The organism is Klebsiella sp. CSG-1 (genome assembly GCF_056521145.1).
Window position 1 is genome coordinate 385,290 of the sequence record NZ_JBWNLD010000005.1, and the last position, 21,632, is coordinate 406,921.

A 21,632-nucleotide genomic window follows, 5' to 3' on the forward strand; every position below is an offset into this window, starting at 1 on the left:
GAGGGTGAAAAGTTCAGAACTGAATCAACGTCGCCAGCAGGCGACGCCGCGCGGCGTAGGCGTAATGTGCAATTACTTTGTTGAGAAGGCGGAGAATGCCACGCTGTGGGATGTGGAAGGCAATGAGGTGATTGATTTTGCTGCGGGAATTGCCGTGCTCAATACCGGCCATCGCCACCCGAAAATTGTTGCCGCCGTCGCGCAGCAGCTGGAGGCCTTTACCCATACGGCGTACCAGATTGTCCCTTACGAAAGCTATGTCTCGCTGGCGGAGCGCATTAACGCGCTGGCGCCGGTTGATGGCCCGGCCAAAACCGCTTTCTTCACCACCGGTGCGGAAGCCGTGGAAAACGCGGTGAAGATTGCCCGCGCTTATACCGGTCGTCCGGGGCTGATTACTTTTGGCGGCGGTTTTCATGGCCGTACCTTTATGACCATGGCGCTGACCGGTAAGGTCGCACCTTACAAAATCGGTTTTGGACCGTTCCCTGGTTCGGTCTATCACGGGGTATACCCGAATGCTGCCCACGGCATTACCACCGATGAGGCGATGAAAAGCCTTGAGCGTATCTTTAAAGCCGATATCGCTCCGGACCAGGTGGCGGCAATTATCCTCGAACCGATTCAGGGCGAAGGCGGTTTTAACGTCGCGCCAGCGGAGTTTATGCAGGCGCTGCGTACGCTGTGCGATACCCACGGCATCCTGCTGATTGCCGATGAAGTACAGACCGGTTTTGCCCGTACCGGCAAGCTGTTTGCCATGCAGCATTACGATGTGAAGCCGGACCTGATGACGATGGCGAAAAGCCTTGCCGGCGGTTTCCCGCTGTCTGGCGTAGTGGGGCGCGCCGAGGTGATGGATGCGCCGGCGCCGGGCGGACTGGGCGGCACCTATGCCGGTAACCCGCTGGCGGTCGCTGCGGCTCATGCGGTCCTTGACGTCATCGAAGAAGAGCAGCTGTGTCAGCGTGCGGAACAGCTTGGCAGCCACCTGAAAGAGGTGCTGAATCAGGCGCGCGAGTATTGCCCGGCGATCGTTGATATTCGCGGGCAGGGCTCAATGGTTGCCGTGGAGTTTAACGATCCGCAGACCGGCGCGCCGTCACCGGAGTTCACCCGCCACATCCAGCAAAAGGCGCAGGAAAATGGTCTGCTGCTGCTGAGCTGCGGCGTCTATGGCAACGTTATCCGTTTCCTGTATCCGTTAACTATCCCCGATGCGCAGTTTACAAAAGCGCTGGATATTCTGGCGCGCGTCCTGAAAGGATGATGTGCCCGACTCCTGTGCGGCGGCAGGGAAGCCAGATAAAACAGGATGCCGCACATGAGTTTTCATACTCAGCGTGAGTGGTTTATCACCCTGATATCACCTTTTTTCCGGCGGCGCATGTCGCCGGAATAAAACGGAAAATATTATGTCTGAACATTCCACCTTTTCCTCGGTTCTGACGAGCCGGGAGCGTACCGCTGTACCTGCAAAATCCCTTAGTTTCGTCGAAGGGGTCTCTATGATCGTCGGCACCAATATCGGTGCCGGGGTTCTGTCTATCGCCTATGCGTCCAGCAAGGCCGGCTTTTTACCGCTGTTGTTCTGGCTGGTGGTGGTCGGCAGCCTGACGACGGTCACCATGCTGTATGTCGCGGAATCGACGCTGCGTACCCGTAAACATTTACAGCTGAGTGGGCTGTCGCATCGCTATGTCGGGCGCTTCGGGGCGCTGATGATGTTCCTGTCCGTTTGCGTGAACAGCATCGGCGCGTTGACGGCCTATATGACCGGAAGCGGTAAGCTGCTGCATTCGCTGTTCGGTATCTCTCCGGCGCTGGGGAGTGCGCTCTTTTTTATCCCGGCGGCAGGCGTGCTTTATCTCGGGCTGAAGGCCATCGGGCGGGGTGAAAAATTCATCAGTATCGGCATGGTGGTCATGATCGCCGTGCTGGTGGCGGCGACGCTGCTCAAAGAGACGACCCAGGTTCGCTATCTGCTCGACGGCAACTGGCTGTATATGGTGCCGGTGTTCAACGTGGTCGCATTCTGCTTCTCGGCGCAGTATATCGTTCCGGAAATGGCCCGCGGGTTTGCGGATAAGCCGGAGAAATTGCCGAAAGCGATTATGGTGGGAATGGGGCTGACTTTCTGCCTGCTGGCGCTGGTCCCGCTGTCGGTAATCGCCCTGAGCGGTCTGGATAATATTTCCGACGTGGCGACGATTTCCTGGGGCAGAGCGCTCGGTGAGTGGGCCTTTTTCTCGGCTAACCTGTTTGCCCTGTGCGCGATGCTGACCTCTTACTGGGGTCTGGGGGGAAGCTTCCTGACGAATATTTTCGATCAGTTCCGCCTGGGCAACGATGAACAACCGCTCAAGCGCCTGATCGTGCTGACTGTCGTGGCTATCCCGCCATTTATTCTGGCGTACAGCGGCATGGTGTCGTTTGTGAATGCACTCTATTTTGCCGGCGTCTTCAGCGGCGTGATTTTATCCATCATGCCGATTCTGATGCTCAAAGGTGCCCGGCAGCGCGGTGATATCACGCCAGGCTGGACCTGTCCGGCGCTGATAACCCATCCGCTGATCCAGACCTTCATTGTGTTGCTTTACCTTTGTAGCGCCGTTTACGCGATAGCTTCCGCATTGGGCTACCTGCCCGCCGGTTGGTAATCTGGCGCCTGACTCCACCGCGTCCGGTTCATCCTGACGCGGTTTTTTATTTGTCACTTATCTGTTACATAACCCGCAATTTTGTCATTTCAAATTCTCCTGAATGGCGGTATGTTTAGCATAGTGTGCTGCAAAAGCGCAGGCGGCAGACCTCAAAGTAGACGTCATATGCTTTTTTTATGACTTTAATTAGAATAATGCGCTAACAAACAACATCACAACAAATGCAAAAAACCATAATAATGGGGAGCCTCAGGATGAACATGAAGGGTAAAGCGCTGCTGGCAGGATGTATCGCCTTGATTATGAGCAATGCCGCGTTTGCGGAAGATATCAAAATTGCCGTGGTTGGCGCGATGTCTGGCCCGGTGGCCCAGTACGGTGACCAGGAGTTTACCGGTGCTGAGCAGGCGGTTGCCGATATTAACGCGAAGGGTGGGATCAAAGGTAACAAGCTGCAGATCGTTAAATATGATGATGCCTGCGACCCGAAACAGGCGGTGGCCGTCGCCAACAAAGTGATTAACGATGGCATTAAGTACGTTATCGGCCATTTGTGCTCGTCCTCTACCCAGCCGGCGTCCGATATCTATGAAGACGAAGGCGTTCTGATGATTACCCCGGCCGCGACAGCGCCGGAGCTGACCGCACGCGGCTATAAAATGATTCTGCGTACCACCGGTCTCGATTCTGACCAGGGGCCGACGGCGGCGAAATACATTATCGAGAAGGTCAAACCTCAGCGCATCGCTATCGTTCACGACAAACAGCAATATGGTGAAGGTCTGGCGCGTGCGGTGCAGGATGGTCTGAAGAAGGGCGGCGCTAACGTGGTGTTCTTTGACGGCATCACCGCCGGGGAGAAAGATTTCTCTACCCTGGTTGCGCGCCTGAAGAAAGAAAATATCGACTTCGTCTATTACGGCGGCTACCACCCGGAAATGGGGCAGATTCTGCGTCAGTCCCGCGCGGCAGGTCTGAAAACGCAGTTTATGGGACCGGAGGGCGTCGCCAACGTCTCCCTGTCTAACATTGCCGGTCAGTCTGCGGAAGGCATGCTGGTCACGAAACCGAAGAACTACGACCAGGTCCCGGCGAACAAACCGATTGTGGACGCGATTAAGGCGAAGAAACAGGATCCGAGCGGCGCCTTCGTCTGGACAACCTACGCGGCAATTCAGTCGCTGCAGGCTGGCCTGAGTCAGTCCGAAGACCCGGCGGCGATCGCGAAATACCTGAAGGCCAACTCTGTAGATACCGTTATGGGGCCGCTCTCCTGGGATCAGAAAGGCGACCTGAAAGGCTTCGAGTTCGGCGTGTTTACCTGGCATGCTGATGGTACGGCAACCGACGCCAAATAATTTAACCTTCGCCTCTCGCGCCGCAGGTTCGCTGGCGGCGTTCTTCAACCCCGGTCAGTTACTGATGTCAGCTCCCGGGGATTTCCCCGGTGGCGCTCCGCTTACCGGGGCTACGGTTAGAGGTCGCCGGGGAAGGCGTTTACGCCGTAACCCGGAATTTCCCCGGTGGCGCTCCGCTTACCGGGGCTACGGTTAGAGGTCGCCGGGGGAGGCGTTGATGTCGTAACCCGGGGATTTCCCCGGTGGCGCTCCGCTTACCTGGGCTACGGTTAGAGGTCGCCGGGGGAGGCGTTTACGCCGCAACCCGGAATTTCCCCGGTGGCGCACCGCTTACCGGGGAAACGGTTAGAGGTAGCCCGGATAAGGCGTTTACGCCGTAATCCGGGATTTTCCTCTGGCGATGCGGCGTTTACCGGAGCGCTCTTTCCCAACCACTCTGCTGCGCACTAAAACCCAGCGCCTGCATAAAGGCGGACATCACCGCGTTATCTTCCACCCCCGCATTACTGACCCGCCAGCGCTCGATCTGCGGATTGTCCTGCAGCACCTCTTCGACTAAATATTGCCCGACGCCGCGCCGACGGGTGACTTCGCGTACGCACAGCGCGCTGAGCTCGCCTTCATTGCCGCGTAGCGTGACGCGCACGGCGCCCAGCAGACGTTCGTTAAAGCGGGCGGCGTAAATTCGGTGACGATCGTCCAGAGGGATATCGTCGGGATCCTGCGACGGCCAGATTTTCCCTAAGTCGATGCGATCCTGATCGCTGAAAAGCGGTAATCGAATAATGGTCAGTTTCATGCGCGACAAGTCCAGTCAAAACGGATGGGGCAGTGTACCCAAATTTGCTGTCGGAAGGGGCGCTGTTTTTTATCCATTCATTAGGGGATTCGTTCTTTTGATGAGCGCAGAGTAGAGCAATCCGTCATGGATCGAAAAATAAGCAGAATTTTAACCTAATGTGCAGCGTTTTATTCCGCCTTATGTATCGTTATTTTATGCTGTGAAGAGGACTTTTTTTTGTTTATCTTCGCTTTAATACAGAATATTATCTTTGCTTAATCGCCTGAAAAATAGAGATTTTAATCTCAATTCAGGCAAAAAACATCGCTAAACCATTAAAGATAATGGTAAAAGTAGCGTTGTTTAATAAAAGCACAGAATGCTTTTTAACCATAAAAATACAAAATATTTACACCACATCACGAACGGGGTTCTGAAGCATGAAAAGGAACGCAAAAACCATTATTGCGGGATTCGTTGCACTGACGATGTCTCACGCGGTCATGGCTAAGGATATTAAAGTCGCCGTCGTCGGCGCGATGTCCGGTCCGGTAGCTCAGTGGGGCGACATGGAGTTCAACGGCGCGCGGCAGGCCATTAAAGACATTAACGCGCAGGGCGGAATTAAAGGCGATAAGCTGGTTGGCGTTGAGTTCGACGATGCCTGCGACCCGAAACAGGCCGTTGCGGTAGCGAACAAAATTGTTAATGAAGGCATCAAGTACGTCATCGGCCATCTGTGCTCCTCTTCTACCCAGCCTGCCTCCGATATCTATGAAGATGAAGGCATTCTGATGATCTCTCCGGGCGCGACGAACCCGGAACTGACCCAGCGCGGCTATCAGTACATCATGCGTACGGCTGGCCTGGACTCCGCACAGGGGCCGACCGCCGCCAAATACATCCTGGAAAAAGTGAAACCGCAGCGTATCGCCATCATCCATGACAAACAGCAGTACGGCGAAGGTCTGGCGAGATCCGTCCAGGAGAGCCTGAAGAAAGGCAACGCCAATATCGTCTTCTTTGATGGCATCACCGCGGGGGAGAAAGATTTCTCCGCGCTGCTGGCACGCCTGAAAAAAGAAAATATCGACTTCGTTTATTATGGCGGCTACTACCCTGAAATGGGGCAGATGCTGCGTCAGGCTCGCTCCGTGGGGCTGAAAACTGTCTTTATGGGACCTGAGGGTGTTGGCAACGCGTCGCTGTCAAATATTGCCGGCGCAGCAGCGGAAGGCATGCTGGTAACAATGCCGAAACGCTATGACCAGGATCCGGCGAACAGCGCTATCGTTGAGGCGCTGAAAACAGAGAAGAAAGATCCGAGCGGTCCGTATGTCTGGATCACCTACGCCGCCGTGCAGTCATTGGCGCAGACGATGGACAGAAGCAGCAGCCAGGAGCCGCTGGACTTAATCAAAGATCTGAAAGCTCACGGAGCGAAAACCGTGATTGGGCCGCTGAATTGGGACGAAAAAGGCGATTTGAAGGGATTTGAGTTTGGTGTCTTCCAGTGGCATGCGGATGGATCATCCTCTGTCGCAAAATAAGATGCGTTATCCCACCGCCCGCGTGAAGCGGGCGGCATGAAAAAGGTTACCTTATGTCCGAGCAGTTTCTCTACTTTCTGCAGCAGATGTTTAACGGCGTCACGCTGGGCAGTACCTATGCGCTGATCGCCATCGGCTATACGATGGTGTACGGCATTATCGGCATGATTAACTTCGCCCATGGCGAGGTATACATGATTGGCAGCTACGTCTCCTTCATGATCATCGCCGCCCTCATGATGATGGGGATTGATACCAGCTGGCTTCTGGTGGCCGCCGGGTTTATCGGGGCGATTATTATCGCCAGCGCCTACGGCTGGAGCATTGAACGCGTGGCCTACCGGCCGGTGCGCAGCTCCAAGCGTCTGATTGCGCTGATTTCCGCCATCGGGATGTCCATTTTCCTGCAAAACTACGTCAGCCTGACGGAAGGTTCGCGCGATATCGCGCTGCCGAGTCTGTTTAACGGCCAGTGGATTATCGGCAGCAGCGAAAACTTCGCCGCGACCGTCACCACGATGCAGCTGGTGATTTGGGTCGTGACTTTTGTGGCGATGCTGGCACTGACGCTGTTTATCCGCTATTCACGCATGGGCCGCGCCTGCCGCGCCTGCGCAGAAGACCTCAAAATGGCGAGCCTGCTCGGTATCAATACCGACCGGGTGATTGCCCTGACGTTTGTTATCGGCGCGGCAATGGCGGCGGTAGCAGGTGTACTGCTGGGCCAGTTCTACGGCGTTATTAACCCGTATATCGGCTTTATGGCCGGGATGAAAGCCTTTACCGCTGCGGTACTGGGTGGGATCGGCAGTATCCCGGGGGCGATGATCGGCGGTCTGATCCTCGGTATTGCCGAAGCGCTTTCGTCTGCCTATCTCAGCACGGAATATAAAGACGTCGTCTCCTTTGCCCTGTTGATTCTGGTGCTGTTGGTGATGCCTACCGGCATTCTGGGTCGCCCGGAGGTCGAGAAAGTATGAAACCGATGCATATTGCTATGTCGCTGCTGTCTGCGGCGATGTTCTTTGTCCTGGCTGGCGTGTTTATGGGCGTACAGCTGGAGCTGGATGGCACCAAACTGGTTGTGGATACCGCCGCCGATATCCGCTGGCAGTGGATCTTCATCGGCACCGCGGTGGTCTTCTTCTTCCAGTTGATGCGTCCGCTGTTCCAGAAAACCCTGAAAAACGTCTCCGGGCCGAAGTTTGTTATGCCGGCTATCGACGGTTCGACGGTCAAGCAGAAGCTGTTCCTGATAGCGCTGCTGGTTATCGCCGTGGCGTGGCCGTTTATGGTGTCGCGCGGGACGGTGGACATCGCCACCCTGACCATGATCTATATCATTCTCGGTCTTGGGCTGAACGTGGTGGTGGGGCTGTCCGGTCTGCTGGTGCTGGGCTATGGCGGCTTCTACGCCATCGGCGCTTACACCTTTGCGCTGCTGAACCACTATTACGGTCTTGGCTTCTGGACCTGTCTGCCGTTGGCAGGGCTGGTGTCCGCCGCCGCGGGCTTCCTGCTGGGGTTCCCGGTGCTGCGTCTGCGCGGCGACTATCTGGCGATCGTCACGCTTGGCTTCGGCGAAATCGTGCGTATTTTGCTGCTTAATAACACCGAAATCACCGGTGGTCCCAACGGCATCAGCCAGATTCCAAAACCGACGCTGTTTGGCCTTGAGTTTAGCCGCAGCGCCCGTGAAGGCGGCTGGGATACTTTCAGTAACTTCTTCGGCCTGAAGTACGACCCGGGCGATCGGGTGATTTTCCTTTATCTGGTGGCGCTGCTGCTGGTGGTGCTGTCGCTGTTTGTGATTAACCGCCTGCTGCGTATGCCGCTGGGCCGCGCGTGGGAAGCGCTGCGTGAAGACGAAATTGCCTGCCGCTCGTTGGGCCTTAGCCCGACGCGCATCAAGCTGACCGCCTTTACCATCAGCGCCGCGTTTGCCGGTTTTGCCGGTACGCTGTTCGCCGCGCGCCAGGGCTTTGTCAGCCCGGAATCCTTCACCTTTGCCGAGTCGGCTTTCGTGCTGGCGATTGTGGTTCTGGGTGGGATGGGCTCGCAGTTTGCGGTCATTCTCGCCGCGGTGCTGCTGGTGGTATCGCGCGAGCTGATGCGTGATTTCAACGAATACAGCATGCTGATGCTGGGTGGTTTGATGGTGCTGATGATGATCTGGCGTCCGCAGGGTCTGCTGCCGATGACGCGTCCGCAGCTGAAGCTGAAAAAAGGTCAGGCGAAAGGAGAGCAGGCATGAGTCAGCCATTATTATCCGTCAGCGGCCTGATGATGCGCTTTGGCGGCCTGCTGGCGGTCAACAACGTGTCGCTGGAGCTGCGCCCGCAGGAGATCGTGTCGCTGATTGGCCCTAACGGCGCCGGGAAAACCACGGTCTTCAACTGCCTGACCGGTTTTTATAAGCCGACCGGCGGGACCATCATGCTGCGCGATCAGCACCTGGAAGGGCTGCCGGGACAGCAGATCGCCCGGATGGGCGTGGTCCGTACCTTCCAGCACGTGCGTCTGTTCCGCGAAATGACGGTGATTGAAAACCTGCTGGTGGCGCAACATCAGCAGCTGAAAACCGGGGTCTTCTCCGGCTTGCTGAAAACCCCGTCCTTCCGCCGCGCACAGAGCGAAGCGCTGGATCGCGCCGCGACCTGGCTGGAGCGTATTGGCCTGCTGGAGCATGCTAACCGCCAGGCCAGTAACCTGGCCTATGGCGACCAGCGGCGTCTGGAGATTGCCCGCTGTATGGTGACCCAGCCGGAAATCCTGATGCTGGATGAACCCGCTGCGGGTCTGAACCCGAAAGAGACCAAAGAGCTGGACGAGCTGATCGCCGAGCTGCGCAGTCATCACAACACCACCATCCTGCTGATTGAGCACGATATGAAGCTGGTGATGGGCATTTCCGATCGTATTTATGTGGTCAATCAGGGCACGCCGCTGGCTAACGGTACGCCGGAAGAGATCCGCAATAACCCGGACGTGATCCGCGCATACCTTGGTGAGGCATAAGTATGGAAAAAGTGATGTTATCTTTTGACAACGTAAGCGCCCACTACGGCAAGATTCAGGCGCTACATAACGTCAGTCTGCATATTAATCAGGGGGAAATCGTGACCCTGATCGGTGCCAACGGCGCGGGGAAAACCACGCTGCTGGGTACCCTGTGCGGCGATCCGCGGGCTTCCAGCGGAAAAGTGGTCTTCGATGGGAAAGATATTACCGACTGGCAGACCGCAAAAATCATGCGTGAAGCGGTGGCGATTGTCCCGGAAGGGCGGCGCGTCTTTTCGCGTATGACCGTTGAAGAAAACCTGGCGATGGGCGGTTTTTTTGCCGATCGAGACCAGTTCCAGAGCCGTATTAAGTGGGTTTACGAACTGTTCCCGCGTCTGCTTGAACGCCGTATTCAACGTGCGGGCACCATGTCCGGCGGCGAGCAGCAGATGCTGGCGATTGGTCGGGCGCTGATGAGCCAGCCGCGCCTGCTGCTGCTTGACGAACCCTCGCTGGGACTGGCGCCGATCATCATCCAGCAGATTTTCAACACCATCGAACAGCTGCGCGAACAGGGGATGACTATCTTCCTTGTCGAGCAGAACGCCAACCAGGCGCTGAAGCTGGCTGACCGCGGCTATGTGCTGGAAAACGGTCACGTCGTGCTGGAAGACACCGGCGAGCGGCTTCTGGCTAACGAGGCGGTGCGTAGCGCCTATCTGGGCGGCTAATTCGTTATTTTCCCCGGCGGCGCCTGGTCTGGCCGGGCGACAAACTGCACTCATCACCCGGGCGAGGCGCCTGCGCCGACCCCGGGAACCGTTCCGCCCCCTGTACGTGCCTCAGCTCCCACTTTCCTGTCTCCAATCCTTCATCGTCTTGCCATCTCTCTGACGCGTTACTATCTTTTTTTTGTAATAAAAAAGTTATTTTTCTGTAATTCGAGCATGTCATGTTACCCCCGCGAACATAAAACGCGTGAAATCGCGCATCTGGAACAACAAGAGAGATAACCGATGATATCGTTACGACATACAGCTTTAGGACTGGCGCTCAGCCTGGCATGTGCCGGTCAGGCGTTGGCAGTGACCAATATTCCGTTCTGGCATTCCATGGAAGGGGAGTTGGGTAAAGAAGTTGATTCTCTGGCGCAACGTTTCAACGCGGCCAATCCGGATTATAAAATTACGCCGGTGTACAAAGGTAACTATGAACAGAGCCTGAGTGCCGGCATTGCGGCATTCCGTACCGGCAATGCGCCGGCGATCCTTCAGGTTTATGAAGTGGGTACCGCGACAATGATGGCTTCGAAAGCCATTAAGCCGGTGTATCAGGTGTTCAGCGATGCGGGTATCAAATTTGATGAATCGCAGTTCGTCCCGACCGTTTCCGGTTACTACACCGATTCCAAAAGTGGCCATCTGCTCTCCCAGCCGTTTAACAGCTCCACGCCGGTGCTGTACTACAACAAAGACGCCTTCAAAAAAGCCGGTTTAGACCCGGAGCAGCCGCCGAAAACCTGGCAAGAGCTGGCGGCCTATACCGATAAGCTGAAAGCCGCCGGGATGAAGTGCGGTTACGCCAGCGGCTGGCAGGGCTGGATTCAGATTGAAAACTTCAGCGCCTGGCATGGCCTGCCGGTGGCGACCAAAAACAACGGCTTCGACGGGACTGATGCGGTTCTGGAGTTCAACAAGCCGGAGCAGGTCAAGCATATCGCCATGCTGGAAGCGATGAACAAGAAGGGCGATTTCAGCTACTTCGGGCGTAAAGATGAGTCTACCGAGAAGTTCTATAACGGGGACTGCGCGATAACCACCGCCTCTTCCGGTTCGCTGGCCGATATCCGCCAGTACGCGAAGTTCAACTACGGCGTGGGGATGATGCCGTACGACGCCGACGTGAAGGGGGCGCCGCAGAACGCCATTATCGGCGGGGCCAGCCTGTGGGTGATGCAGGGTAAAGATAAAGAGACTTACACCGGGGTGGCGAAATTCCTGGAATTCCTCGCTAAACCGGAAATCGCCGCAGAATGGCATCAGAAAACCGGCTACCTGCCGATTACCACCGCCGCTTATGACCTGACCCGCCAGCAGGGCTTCTACGATAAGAATCCCGGCGCGGATATTGCCACTCGTCAGATGTTGAACAAGCCGCCGTTGCCGTTCACCAAAGGGCTGCGTCTGGGCAACATGCCGCAGATCCGCACCATTGTGGATGAGGAGCTGGAAAGCGTGTGGACCGGGAAGAAGACGCCACAACAGGCGCTGGATTCAGCGGTTGAACGTGGTAACCAACTGCTGCGCCGCTTCGAGCAATCAACTAAATCGTAATAGTTGAAATGCCCGGTGGCGCTATGTTCACCGGGCCGACGACGTGCCATGTGTAGGCCGGGTAAGGCGAAGCTGCCACCCGGCGATTTCTGGAAAAGAGTCCATCTATGTCATCATCCCGTCCGGTATTCCGCTCGCGCTGGCTGCCTTATGTGCTGGTCGCGCCGCAGCTGATTATCACCATTATTTTCTTTATCTGGCCCGCGGGCGAAGCGCTGTGGTACTCACTACAGAGCGTCGATCCGTTTGGTCTTTCCAGCCAGTTCGTTGGCCTGGACAACTTCGTGACCCTGTTCCACGACCCGTACTATCTGGACTCGTTCTGGACCACCATCAAGTTCAGTAGCCTGGTGACTTTCAGCGGGCTGATGATTTCTCTGTTCTTTGCTGCGCTGGTGGATTATGTCGTGCGCGGCAGCCGCTTTTATCAAACCCTGATGCTGCTGCCCTATGCCGTAGCACCAGCGGTGGCGGCGGTACTGTGGATTTTCCTCTTTAACCCCGGTCGTGGGCTGATAACCCATTTCCTCGGCGAGATGGGCTACGACTGGAACCATGCGCAGAACAGCGGCCAGGCGATGTTTCTGGTGGTCTTTGCCTCGGTGTGGAAGCAGATCAGCTATAACTTTTTGTTTTTCTTCGCTGCATTGCAGTCGATCCCGCGCTCGCTGGTTGAGGCTGCCGCCATTGACGGCGCCGGGCCGATTCGCCGCTTCTTTAAACTGGCGCTGCCGTTGATTGCGCCGGTCAGCTTTTTCCTGCTGGTGGTCAACCTGGTCTACGCCTTCTTCGATACCTTCCCGGTGATCGATGCCGCCACCGCCGGCGGCCCGGTACAGGCAACCACTACGTTGATTTATAAGATCTATCGCGAAGGTTTCGCCGGGCTCGACCTGTCGGCGTCCGCCGCCCAGTCGGTGGTTCTGATGTTGCTGGTGATTGTGCTGACGGTCGTTCAGTTCCGCTACGTTGAAAGTAAGGTGCGCTACCAATGATTGAGAACCGTCGCGGGCTGACGATTTTCAGCCACACCATGCTGATTGCGGGGATCGCCGTGATCCTGTTCCCGCTGTATGTCGCGTTTGTTGCCGCGACGCTGGATAACAAAGCCGTTTTTGAGACGCCGATGACGCTGATTCCCGGCGGACATCTGCTGGAAAATATGGCGACCATCTGGACTCAGGGCGTTGGCGTGAACAGCGCGCCATTCTGGCTGATGATGCTCAACAGCTTCATCATGGCCTTCAGCATCACGGTGGGCAAAATCGTGGTGTCGATGCTCTCCGCATTCGCCATCGTCTGGTTCCGCTTTCCGCTGCGTAACCTCTTCTTCTGGATGATTTTTATTACCCTGATGCTACCGGTTGAGGTACGTATCTTTCCCACCGTGGAAGTGATCGCCAATTTGAAGATGCTCGACAGCTATGCCGGATTGACGCTACCGCTGATGGCCTCGGCGACCGCCACCTTCCTGTTCCGCCAGTTCTTTATGACCCTGCCGGACGAGCTGATTGAAGCGGCGCGTATCGATGGCGCCTCACCGATGCGCTTTTTCCGCGACATCGTGCTGCCGCTGTCGAAAACCAATCTCGCGGCCCTGTTTGTTATCACCTTTATCTACGGCTGGAACCAATATCTGTGGCCGCTGTTGATTATTCAGGACGTCAATCTTGGCACCGCAGTGGCGGGTATCAAAGGCATGATCGCCACCGGAGAAGGCACCACGCAGTGGAATCAGGTGATGGCCGCGATGCTGCTGACGCTGATTCCCCCGGTCGTTATCGTTTTAGCCATGCAGCGGGCGTTTGTGCGTGGTTTAGTGGACAGTGAGAAATAAAATGGCAGGTTTAAAACTACAGGCTGTAACCAAAAGCTGGGATGGCAAAACCCAGGTGATTCAACCGCTGACGCTGGACGTCGCGGACGGGGAGTTTATCGTCATGGTCGGACCGTCCGGCTGCGGGAAATCAACGCTGCTGCGCATGGTCGCCGGGCTCGAACGCGTGACCAGCGGCGATATCTGGATTAACCGCCAGCGTGTGACCGAGATGGAACCGAAGGATCGCGGGATCGCGATGGTGTTTCAGAACTACGCGCTTTATCCGCACATGAGCGTGGAAGAGAACATGGCCTGGGGGCTAAAAATACGCGGTATGGGCAAAGGCCTGATCGCCGAACGGGTGCAGGAAGCGGCGCGCATTCTGGAGCTGGACGGGCTACTCAAGCGCCGCCCGCGCGAGCTCTCCGGCGGTCAGCGCCAGCGTGTGGCGATGGGCCGCGCCATCGTGCGCGACCCGGCGGTATTTCTGTTTGATGAACCGCTATCGAACCTCGATGCCAAGCTGCGCGTCCAGATGCGTCTTGAACTTCAGCAGCTGCATCGTCGTCTGAAAACCACCTCGTTGTACGTCACGCATGACCAGGTGGAAGCGATGACGCTTGCCCAGCGGGTGATGGTCATGAATAAAGGTATTGCCGAACAAATTGGCACCCCCGTCGAGGTGTACGAGAAACCGGCCAGCCGCTTTGTGGCGAGCTTTATTGGCAGTCCGGCGATGAACCTGCTGGACGGGCGCATCAGCGAAGATGGTCGTCGTTTTGAACTGGAAGGCGGCCTGCGTTTACCGATGAATGGCGAGCATCGCCGCCATGCCGGGCGTAAGATGACGTTAGGTATCCGCCCGGAGCATTTTGCATTAAGCTCCCAGGCGGAAGGTGGCGTACCGCTAGTGATGGATACGCTGGAAATTTTAGGTGCCGATAACCTTGCCCACGGTCGCTGGGGCGAGCAGAAACTGGTGGTCAGGCTGCCGCATCAGCAGCGTCCGTCAGCAGGCAGCACGCTGTGGCTGCATCTGCCCGAGGATCATCTGCACCTCTTTGATGGTGAAACAGGACAACGCGCATGAGTCACTGGCCTTATCCTCACATCGTCGCCCATCGTGGCGGCGGGAAACTGGCGCCGGAAAACACCCTGGCGGCCATCGACGTCGGCGCCCGTTTCGGGCATACGATGATCGAGTTTGACGCCAAGCTATCGAAAGACGGACAGATTTTTTTGCTGCACGATGACCATCTCGAGCGCACCAGCAACGGCTGGGGCGTCGCCGGCGAGCTGGCCTGGAGCGAACTGCTGAAAGCCGATGCCGGAAGCTGGTATAGCCATGAATTCAAAGGCGAGCCGCTGCCGCTGCTGGCCGAGGTTGCCGAGCGCTGCCGTCAGCACGGCATGATGGCGAATATCGAGATTAAACCAACGACCGGCACCGGGCCGCTCACCGGGAAAGCGGTGGCGCTGGCGGCCCGTGAGCTGTGGCAGGGGATGACGCCGCCGCTGCTCTCATCGTTTGAAATTGACGCGCTGGAGGCGGCGCAGCAGGCGGTGCCTGAGCTGCCGCGCGGGCTGCTGCTGGATGAGTGGCGCGAGGACTGGCGCGAGCTGACCACGCGCCTGGAGTGCGTTTCGATCCACCTTAACCATAAACTGCTGGATGAGTCGCGAGTGGCAAGCCTGAAGGCCGCGGGTCTGCACATCCTCGTCTATACCGTCAACAAACCCCAGCGGGCGGCTGAGCTGTTGCGCTGGGGCGTGGACTGCATTTGTACCGATGCCATTGATGTCATCGGTCCTGACTTCCAGGCCTGATCCATCGGCAGACGGCCGTTATGGCGTCGTCTGCCGTTGCAACATCCCTCCGTTGTTATTCGGCAACATCTGCTGCGACGAATTCAAATTACCGCTCTGAATGACCCGCTGCTGGTTGTTGTTGATCTGCGTCTGGAGATGCTGTTGCTGGGCGCGTGTCTGGCTCTGCATATCCTGCTTCAGCATGCTTTGGTGCTGCTGCTGTTGCACCTGCATCTGATTTTGCATCCGCTGCTGGCTGGGGATGACGTACCCCGGCTGGTTGGGATTATTGGTGGTGTTGAGTGGCTGTGCCAGGACGCTTAGCGGCAGCAGCGCCGCCAGAAATAATAGTGCTTTCATGGTTCTCTCCTCCCGTGCGTGGGATCACTTAAGTGTACCTCCTTTTCGGCATAACAATGATTTTTTAGGACTTATCAACCAGGCTTAAGCGGGGAAAAAAACACTTCAGGAGTAAGACAATGATAAACACGCGTTCCTGGCGTCAGGTGGTCATCGCTGCTTTGCTGGCCGGCGGAAGTTTTACCGTCGCCGCAAATCCCACCCCGCCGCCCGTTTCTTATGGTGTAGAAGAAGATGTCTTTCACCCGGTTCGTGCCCGGGAGGGGATGGTTGCCTCGGTGGATGCGATGGCAACCCGCGTCGGGGTGGATATTCTGCGTCAGGGCGGTAACGCCGTCGATGCCGCGGTGGCGGTGGGCTATGCGCTGGCGGTCACGCATCCACAGGCCGGTAATATTGGCGGCGGTGGATTTATGATGCTGCGGACCAAAGACGGTAAAACGACGGCGATTGATTTTCGCGAAATGGCGCCTGAGCAGGCCACCCGGGATATGTTCCTTGACGATCAGGGCAACCCGGATAGCAAAAAATCGCTCACTTCGCATCTGGCTTCCGGTACGCCGGGCACCGTGGCGGGATTCTCATTAGCGTTGGAAAAATACGGCACCATGCCGTTGAACAAGGTGATCCGCCCGGCGATTAAGCTGGCGGAAGAGGGCTTCACGGTGAACGATGCGTTGGCCGACGATCTGAAGACCTACGGGAGTGAAGTCATCCCCAGTCACCCGAACAGTAAAGCCATCTTCTGGAAAAACGGCGAGCCGCTGAAGAAAGGCGACAAACTGGTGCAAAAACAGCTGGGCAAAAGCCTTGAGCTGATCGCGGAGCATGGCCCGGATGCCTTTTATAAAGGGACGATTGCCGATCAGATTGCCGACGAAATGCACAAAAACGGCGGCCTGATCACCAAAGCCGACCTTGCCGGCTACAAGGCGGTCGAGCGTACGCCGATAAGCGGCGAGTATCGCGGTTATCAGGTGTTTTCGATGCCACCGCCTTCATCCGGGGGGATCCACATCGTACAGATCCTCAATATCCTCGAAAACTTCGACATGCATAAATATGGCTTCGGCAGTGCAGACGCCATGCAGGTCATGGCGGAAGCTGAAAAGCATGCCTATGCCGACCGCTCGGAGTATCTCGGCGATCCGGACTTTGTCAAAGTACCGTGGCAAGCGCTCACCAACAAAGCCTACGCCAAATCGATTGCTGAACAGATTGATATCAACAAAGCCAAACCTTCGAGCCAGATTCGTCCGGGCAAACTGGCGCCGTATGAAAGTAACCAGACCACCCATTTCTCGGTGGTGGATAAAGAGGGTAACGCGGTGGCGGTCACCTATACGCTCAATACCACCTTCGGGACCGGTATTGTGGCGGGTAGCTCCGGGATACTGATGAACAACCAGATGGATGACTTCTCGGCGAAACCTGGCGTGCCGAATGTCTACGGGCTGGTGGGCGGCGATGCCAACGCCGTCGGGCCGAAAAAACGTCCGCTGTCGTCGATGTCGCCGACTATCGTGGTGAAAGAGGGGAAAACCTGGCTGGTGACCGGCAGTCCGGGCGGCAGTCGCATTATTACCACCGTACTGCAGATGGTGGTCAACACCATTGATTTCGGTATGAACGTGGCGGAAGCCACCAATGCGCCGCGCTTCCATCATCAGTGGCTGCCGGATGAGCTGCGGGTGGAGAAGGGGTTTAGCCCGGATACGCTGAAGCTGCTGGAGCAGAAAGGGCAGAAAGTGGCGTTGAAAGAGGCGATGGGCAGTACCCAGAGCATTATGGTGGGCCCGGACGGGACGCTGTATGGCGCGTCCGATCCGCGCTCGCCCGGTGATTTGACGGCGGGCTACTGATTGATTTGCCAGGGGCAAGCCACGGGCCCGGTAAGCCTTGCGCCGCCGGGCAAATCCCCGATTGTCCATAATGGGGGGATTTACCGTCTCCCTGGTTCATCGCCTGGCCGGTAGCGTGGAGATTTTGGGGAACCGCGGATAACACGCCGGGTGGCGGCTGACGCCTTACCCGGCCTACAGAATGATGCACAATCACGGGCCCGGTAGGCATAGCGCCGCCGGGCAATGCTGAGTGGTTACTTGAGGCGCGCCATGAAATGCGCATCCACATACTTGCCGTTACGCAGGGCAAATTTCCTGCCGGTTCCTTCAATTTCAAAACCGAACTTCCGGTATAGCGCCAGCGCGGATGAATTATCGGCAAATACCGTTAGCTCGATACGTTCGATGCGCAGCCAGTTATCACACAGGTTGATCATCTCGCGCATCAGCGCGCTGCCCACTCCACGTCCGTGGAACGCTGCGTCAACGCTCATTCCGAAGGTGGCAACGTGGCTCCGGCGAGGCCGCGGCTCGACGCTGAGCATCAGGTGACCGACGACGCTATGGTCAAGAGTGGCGACCAGATGGTGGCTGTGAGGCCTGGGCTGTAGACGTTCTTGCCACATTTCCATCGAGGGGTGAGGAAGCTGTAGTGTGTCGTGATAGACCTCCGGGTGGGCCGTCAGCTGGCGTAAAGGTTCTGCATCGCGCGGTTCGGCGTGGCGTATCACTATGTCACTCATTCCTCTTCTCCTGTGCCGCGGCATCGCGGTCTTCATCCACTTTATTGGCCTTTTAAACATCCCTGAGTTTAAAAAATGCGTCAACGCCTAATTTTTGCAAAAAGAGGTAGACAAGTGCGAATGAGAATGATTATTATTGTCCTGCATTCAGGGAGACCCTTGCGGAAAGCCTGAAAGCACGACATTGCTCACATTGCTTCCAGTATTACTTTAGCCAGCCAGGTGCTGGCTTTTTTTTTGGCTTTTTTGCCGGTCATTTCCACCATCTTGAATGGGTTAAGAGTTAAGTTCGTCGCCGGGGTGCGCTATGGTGAGCAGCAGAAACCTCAACAAAGGACGGCTGTATGACTCTGCACTGCGCATTTATTGGGTTTGGCAAAAGCACGACCCGCTACCATCTTCCTTATGTTCTGCACCGCAAAGACCGCTGGCGCGTCGCGCATATCTATCGCCGCAGCGCGAAGCCGCAGGAGCAGGCGCCGCAGTATTCTCATATTCATTTCACCAGCGACCTCGACGAAGTGCTCAACGACCCGCAGGTAAAACTGGTGATCGTCTGTACCCATGCGGACAGCCATTTCGAATATGCAAAGCGGGCGCTGGAAGCAGGTAAAAATGTGCTGGTAGAAAAACCGTTTACCTCCACGCTAGCAGAGGCAAAGGCGCTCTTTGCACTGGCGAAGAGTCGGGGACTGACGGTGACGCCATACCAGAACCGCCGCTTTGATTCCTGTTTCCTGACGATGAAAAAGGTGATTGAGAGCGGCAAACTGGGTGAGATCGTGGAAGTTGAGAGCCATTTTGACCTCTATCGCCCGGTCGCAGAAACCCAGCCCGGAGTCCCGCAGGATGGCACATTTTACGGTCTTGGCGTGCATACGCTGGATCAGCTCATCTCGCTGTTTGGCCGCCCGGACCACGTGGCTTATGACATCCGCAGCCTGCGCAACAAAGCCAACCCGGATGACACGTTTGAAGCCCAGCTGTTCTACGGCGACCTGAAGGCCATTGTTAAAACCAGCCACCTGGTGAAGCTGGCGTACCCGAGGTTTATCGTTCACGGCCATCAAGGTTCGTTTATCAAATATGGTATCGATCGGCAGGAAACCAGCCTGAAAGCCAATATTATGCCGGGTGAGCCAGGATTCGGCGCGGACGATACGTTTGGCCTGCTGGAGTACGTCAATGAGGCGGGTGAAACCGTGCGGGAAGAGATCCCGATTGAAACCGGCGACTATGGGCGGGTCTATGATGCGCTGTATGAAACCCTCGTTAACGGTCAGCCAAATTACGTCAAGGAATCTGACGTTCTCACGAATATGGAGATCCTCGGACGCGGGTTTGAACAGCCCTCTCCGGCCACGATAACCTTAGATAAATAAGCCTTCCTGGCTCCTCTGTAATTATTCATATTTTTTGAACAGAGGAGTCAATTTTCACCCTCTATGATCGTGAGCAGATTGAGTCCACACTGACTCCATCGAAAACATACGGGGGTGCAACATGATCTACTTACGCAAAGCTAACGAACGCGGTCACGCTAACCACGGCTGGCTGGATTCCTGGCATACTTTCTCTTTCGCTAACTATTATGACCCGAATTTCATGGGCTTCTCGGCACTGCGGGTTATCAATGATGACGTGATTGATGCCGGCCAGGGCTTCGGTACCCATCCGCACAAAGATATGGAAATCCTGACCTACGTGCTGGAAGGGGCGGTTGAGCATCAGGACAGCATGGGTAACAAAGAGCAGGTTCCGGCGGGCGAGTTCCAGATCATGAGCGCAGGTACCGGGATCCGTCACTCCGAGTACAACCCAAGCGAGACAGAAAAACTGCATCTGTACCAGATCTGGATTATGCCAGAAGAAAACGGCATCACTCCGCGCTACGAACAGCGTCGCTTTGATGCTCTGCAGGGCAAACAGCTGGTTCTGTCGCCGGATGCTCGTGACGGTTCACTGAAAGTGCACCAGGATATGGAACTGTACCGCTGGGCGCTGCTGAAAGATGAACAGTCGGTACATCAGATTGCCGCGGAACGCCGCGTGTGGATCCAGGTGGTGAAAGGCGAAGTGACGATTAACGGTACCAAAGCGACCACCAGCGATGGCCTGGCGATTTGGGACGAGCAGGCGATTTCCGTACACGCCGACAGCGATAGCGAGATCCTGCTGTTCGATCTGCCGCCGGTCTGATTCCGTTGTGCAGATGGGTAAATAAATTGCGCAGCCTTCCCGGATGTTTGGGAAGGTTGCGCTTTGTCCGTGATAAACTGGGAAAATGTCTCCCCCGTTATCACAGTCAGGACGATGAAAAAGAAAAGACCCGTACTGCAGGATGTAGCCGATCTTGTCGGCGTGACCAAAATGACGGTCAGTCGCTTTTTACGTAACCCGGAACAGGTTTCCGAGGCCCTGCGTGGCAAGATTGCCGCTGCACTCGATGAACTGGGTTACATTCCCAATCGTGCGCCTGATATCCTCTCTAATGCCACCAGTCGCGCCATTGGTGTGCTGCTGCCCTCGTTGACCAACCAGGTCTTCTCGGAAGTGCTGCGTGGGATTGAAAGCGTCACCGATGCCTTCGGCTACCAGACGATGCTCGCGCACTACGGCTATAAGCCGGAAATGGAAGAAAAGCGTCTCGAATCCATGCTCTCATGGAACATTGATGGCCTGATTCTCACCGAACGTACCCATACCCCTCGCACGCTGAAAATGATCGAAGTTGCCGGTATCCCGGTGGTTGAACTGATGGACAGCCAGTCGCCGTGCCTCGATATCGCCGTCGGTTTTGATAACTTTGATGCCGCACGCCAGATGACCGCAGCGATTATTGCCCGCGGCCATCGCCACGTGGCGTATCTGGGGGCGCGTCTTGATGAACGTACTATCATCAAGCAAAAGGGATACGAACAGGCGATGCGCGATGCCGGCATGACGCCGTATAGCGTGATGGTTGAACAATCTTCGTCCTATTCGTCAGGGATCGAGCTGATGCGCCAGGCGCGTCGCGAATATCCGCAGCTCGATGGGATCTTCTGTACCAACGATGACCTTGCGGTCGGTGCCGCTTTTGAGTGTCAGCGCCTGGGATTGAAAATTCCGGACGATATGGCGATCGCCGGTTTCCACGGCCATGATATTGGGCAGGTGATGGAACCGCGGCTGGCCAGCGTGCTGACCCCGCGCGAGCGAATGGGACGCATTGGAGCCGAACGGCTGCTGGCCCGCATTCGGGGTGAAGTCGTGACGCCGAAGATGTTAGATTTAGGTTTCACATTGTCACCGGGCGGATCAATTTAGACTGACAAGTTTGAAGTAGATCACACATATTCATTTCTGGCACGAATGGTGATTGCTTAT

At 56.3% G+C, this 21,632-nt stretch carries 20 protein-coding genes; 17 read left to right on the forward strand and 3 right to left on the reverse strand.

Annotated elements, in window-relative coordinates:
- Positions 1–4 precede the first annotated feature (4 nt).
- From AC007G_RS15065 to AC007G_RS15075, 3 genes are all read left to right on the forward strand, one after another.
- Entirely contained in the window at positions 5–1,270 is a 1,266-nt protein-coding gene (locus AC007G_RS15065; protein ID WP_032690411.1) for a 4-aminobutyrate--2-oxoglutarate transaminase, read from the forward strand.
- A gap of 145 nt (positions 1,271–1,415) precedes the next feature.
- The gene (locus tag AC007G_RS15070; RefSeq protein ID WP_032690412.1) at positions 1,416–2,660 is read left to right on the forward strand and encodes an aromatic amino acid transport family protein; all 1,245 of its coding nucleotides are present in this window, start codon (positions 1,416–1,418) and stop codon (positions 2,658–2,660) included.
- A gap of 257 nt (positions 2,661–2,917) precedes the next feature.
- Complete coding sequence (locus AC007G_RS15075) at positions 2,918–4,021, forward strand: branched-chain amino acid ABC transporter substrate-binding protein (protein ID WP_142631022.1); 1,104 nt, start codon at positions 2,918–2,920, stop codon at positions 4,019–4,021.
- Positions 4,022–4,430: 409 nt separating this feature from the next.
- Here AC007G_RS15075 and panM read toward each other — a convergent pair whose 3' ends face one another.
- Positions 4,431–4,820: an aspartate 1-decarboxylase autocleavage activator PanM gene (panM, locus tag AC007G_RS15080; protein ID WP_032690414.1), complete on the reverse strand. Its 390-nt coding sequence runs from the start codon at positions 4,818–4,820 to the stop codon at positions 4,431–4,433.
- 422 nt (positions 4,821–5,242) lie between these two features.
- Between panM and livK the strand changes: the two genes are divergently transcribed.
- The 10 genes from livK to ugpQ all read left to right on the forward strand — a co-directional run bounded on the left by livK (position 5,243) and on the right by ugpQ (position 15,334).
- Positions 5,243–6,352: a high-affinity branched-chain amino acid ABC transporter substrate-binding protein LivK gene (gene livK, locus AC007G_RS15085; RefSeq protein WP_133959837.1), complete on the forward strand. Its 1,110-nt coding sequence runs from the start codon at positions 5,243–5,245 to the stop codon at positions 6,350–6,352.
- Positions 6,353–6,405: 53 nt separating this feature from the next.
- The gene (gene livH / locus AC007G_RS15090) at positions 6,406–7,332 is read left to right on the forward strand and encodes a high-affinity branched-chain amino acid ABC transporter permease LivH (protein WP_004868550.1); all 927 of its coding nucleotides are present in this window, start codon (positions 6,406–6,408) and stop codon (positions 7,330–7,332) included.
- The gene (gene livM / locus AC007G_RS15095; RefSeq protein WP_032690416.1) at positions 7,329–8,606 is read left to right on the forward strand and encodes a branched chain amino acid ABC transporter permease LivM; all 1,278 of its coding nucleotides are present in this window, start codon (positions 7,329–7,331) and stop codon (positions 8,604–8,606) included. Before livH ends, livM begins: the two co-directional genes overlap by 4 nt.
- A complete protein-coding gene (livG, locus tag AC007G_RS15100) occupies positions 8,603–9,370 on the forward strand; it encodes a high-affinity branched-chain amino acid ABC transporter ATP-binding protein LivG (RefSeq protein ID WP_032690417.1) in 768 nt (255 codons plus the stop codon). Before livM ends, livG begins: the two co-directional genes overlap by 4 nt.
- A gap of 2 nt (positions 9,371–9,372) precedes the next feature.
- Positions 9,373–10,086 (forward strand): high-affinity branched-chain amino acid ABC transporter ATP-binding protein LivF, encoded by a 714-nt coding sequence (gene livF / locus AC007G_RS15105; RefSeq protein ID WP_094898159.1) that lies wholly within the window; start codon positions 9,373–9,375, stop codon positions 10,084–10,086.
- Positions 10,087–10,371: 285 nt separating this feature from the next.
- A complete protein-coding gene (gene ugpB / locus AC007G_RS15110; protein ID WP_032690418.1) occupies positions 10,372–11,688 on the forward strand; it encodes a sn-glycerol-3-phosphate ABC transporter substrate-binding protein UgpB in 1,317 nt (438 codons plus the stop codon).
- A gap of 107 nt (positions 11,689–11,795) precedes the next feature.
- Positions 11,796–12,683, forward strand: a complete 888-nt coding sequence (gene ugpA, locus AC007G_RS15115) for a sn-glycerol-3-phosphate ABC transporter permease UgpA (protein ID WP_032690419.1) — start codon at positions 11,796–11,798, stop codon at positions 12,681–12,683.
- On the forward strand, positions 12,680–13,525 hold the full coding sequence (gene ugpE, locus AC007G_RS15120) for a sn-glycerol-3-phosphate ABC transporter permease UgpE (protein ID WP_032698646.1): 846 nt from the start codon (positions 12,680–12,682) through the stop codon (positions 13,523–13,525). The genes ugpA and ugpE overlap by 4 nt, the downstream gene beginning before the upstream one ends.
- Position 13,526: 1 nt before the next feature.
- Complete coding sequence (locus AC007G_RS15125) at positions 13,527–14,597, forward strand: sn-glycerol-3-phosphate import ATP-binding protein UgpC (protein WP_032690420.1); 1,071 nt, start codon at positions 13,527–13,529, stop codon at positions 14,595–14,597.
- A complete protein-coding gene (gene ugpQ, locus AC007G_RS15130; protein ID WP_032698648.1) occupies positions 14,594–15,334 on the forward strand; it encodes a glycerophosphodiester phosphodiesterase in 741 nt (246 codons plus the stop codon). The genes AC007G_RS15125 and ugpQ overlap by 4 nt, the downstream gene beginning before the upstream one ends.
- Before the next feature lie 18 nt (positions 15,335–15,352).
- Here ugpQ and AC007G_RS15135 read toward each other — a convergent pair whose 3' ends face one another.
- Entirely contained in the window at positions 15,353–15,676 is a 324-nt protein-coding gene (locus AC007G_RS15135; protein ID WP_064793760.1) for a DUF2756 family protein, read from the reverse strand.
- Between the two features lie 119 nt (positions 15,677–15,795).
- Here AC007G_RS15135 and ggt point away from each other — a divergent pair, with 119 nt between their 5' ends.
- Positions 15,796–17,538, forward strand: coding sequence for a gamma-glutamyltransferase (gene ggt / locus AC007G_RS15140; protein WP_032690422.1), 1,743 nt, complete (start codon positions 15,796–15,798; stop codon positions 17,536–17,538).
- A 236-nt stretch (positions 17,539–17,774) separates the two neighbouring features.
- On the opposite strand, the gene yhhY is transcribed toward ggt, so the two are convergent.
- Entirely contained in the window at positions 17,775–18,251 is a 477-nt protein-coding gene (gene yhhY / locus AC007G_RS15145; RefSeq protein WP_162180063.1) for an N-acetyltransferase, read from the reverse strand.
- A gap of 356 nt (positions 18,252–18,607) precedes the next feature.
- Here yhhY and AC007G_RS15150 point away from each other — a divergent pair, with 356 nt between their 5' ends.
- From AC007G_RS15150 to gntR, 3 genes are all read left to right on the forward strand, one after another.
- Entirely contained in the window at positions 18,608–19,645 is a 1,038-nt protein-coding gene (locus tag AC007G_RS15150) for an oxidoreductase (RefSeq protein WP_032690424.1), read from the forward strand.
- Between the two features lie 121 nt (positions 19,646–19,766).
- Positions 19,767–20,462, forward strand: coding sequence for a quercetin 2,3-dioxygenase (yhhW, locus tag AC007G_RS15155; RefSeq protein WP_032690425.1), 696 nt, complete (start codon positions 19,767–19,769; stop codon positions 20,460–20,462).
- 114 nt (positions 20,463–20,576) lie between these two features.
- Positions 20,577–21,572 (forward strand): gluconate operon transcriptional repressor GntR, encoded by a 996-nt coding sequence (gene gntR, locus AC007G_RS15160; protein WP_004868533.1) that lies wholly within the window; start codon positions 20,577–20,579, stop codon positions 21,570–21,572.
- Positions 21,573–21,632 lie beyond the last annotated feature (60 nt).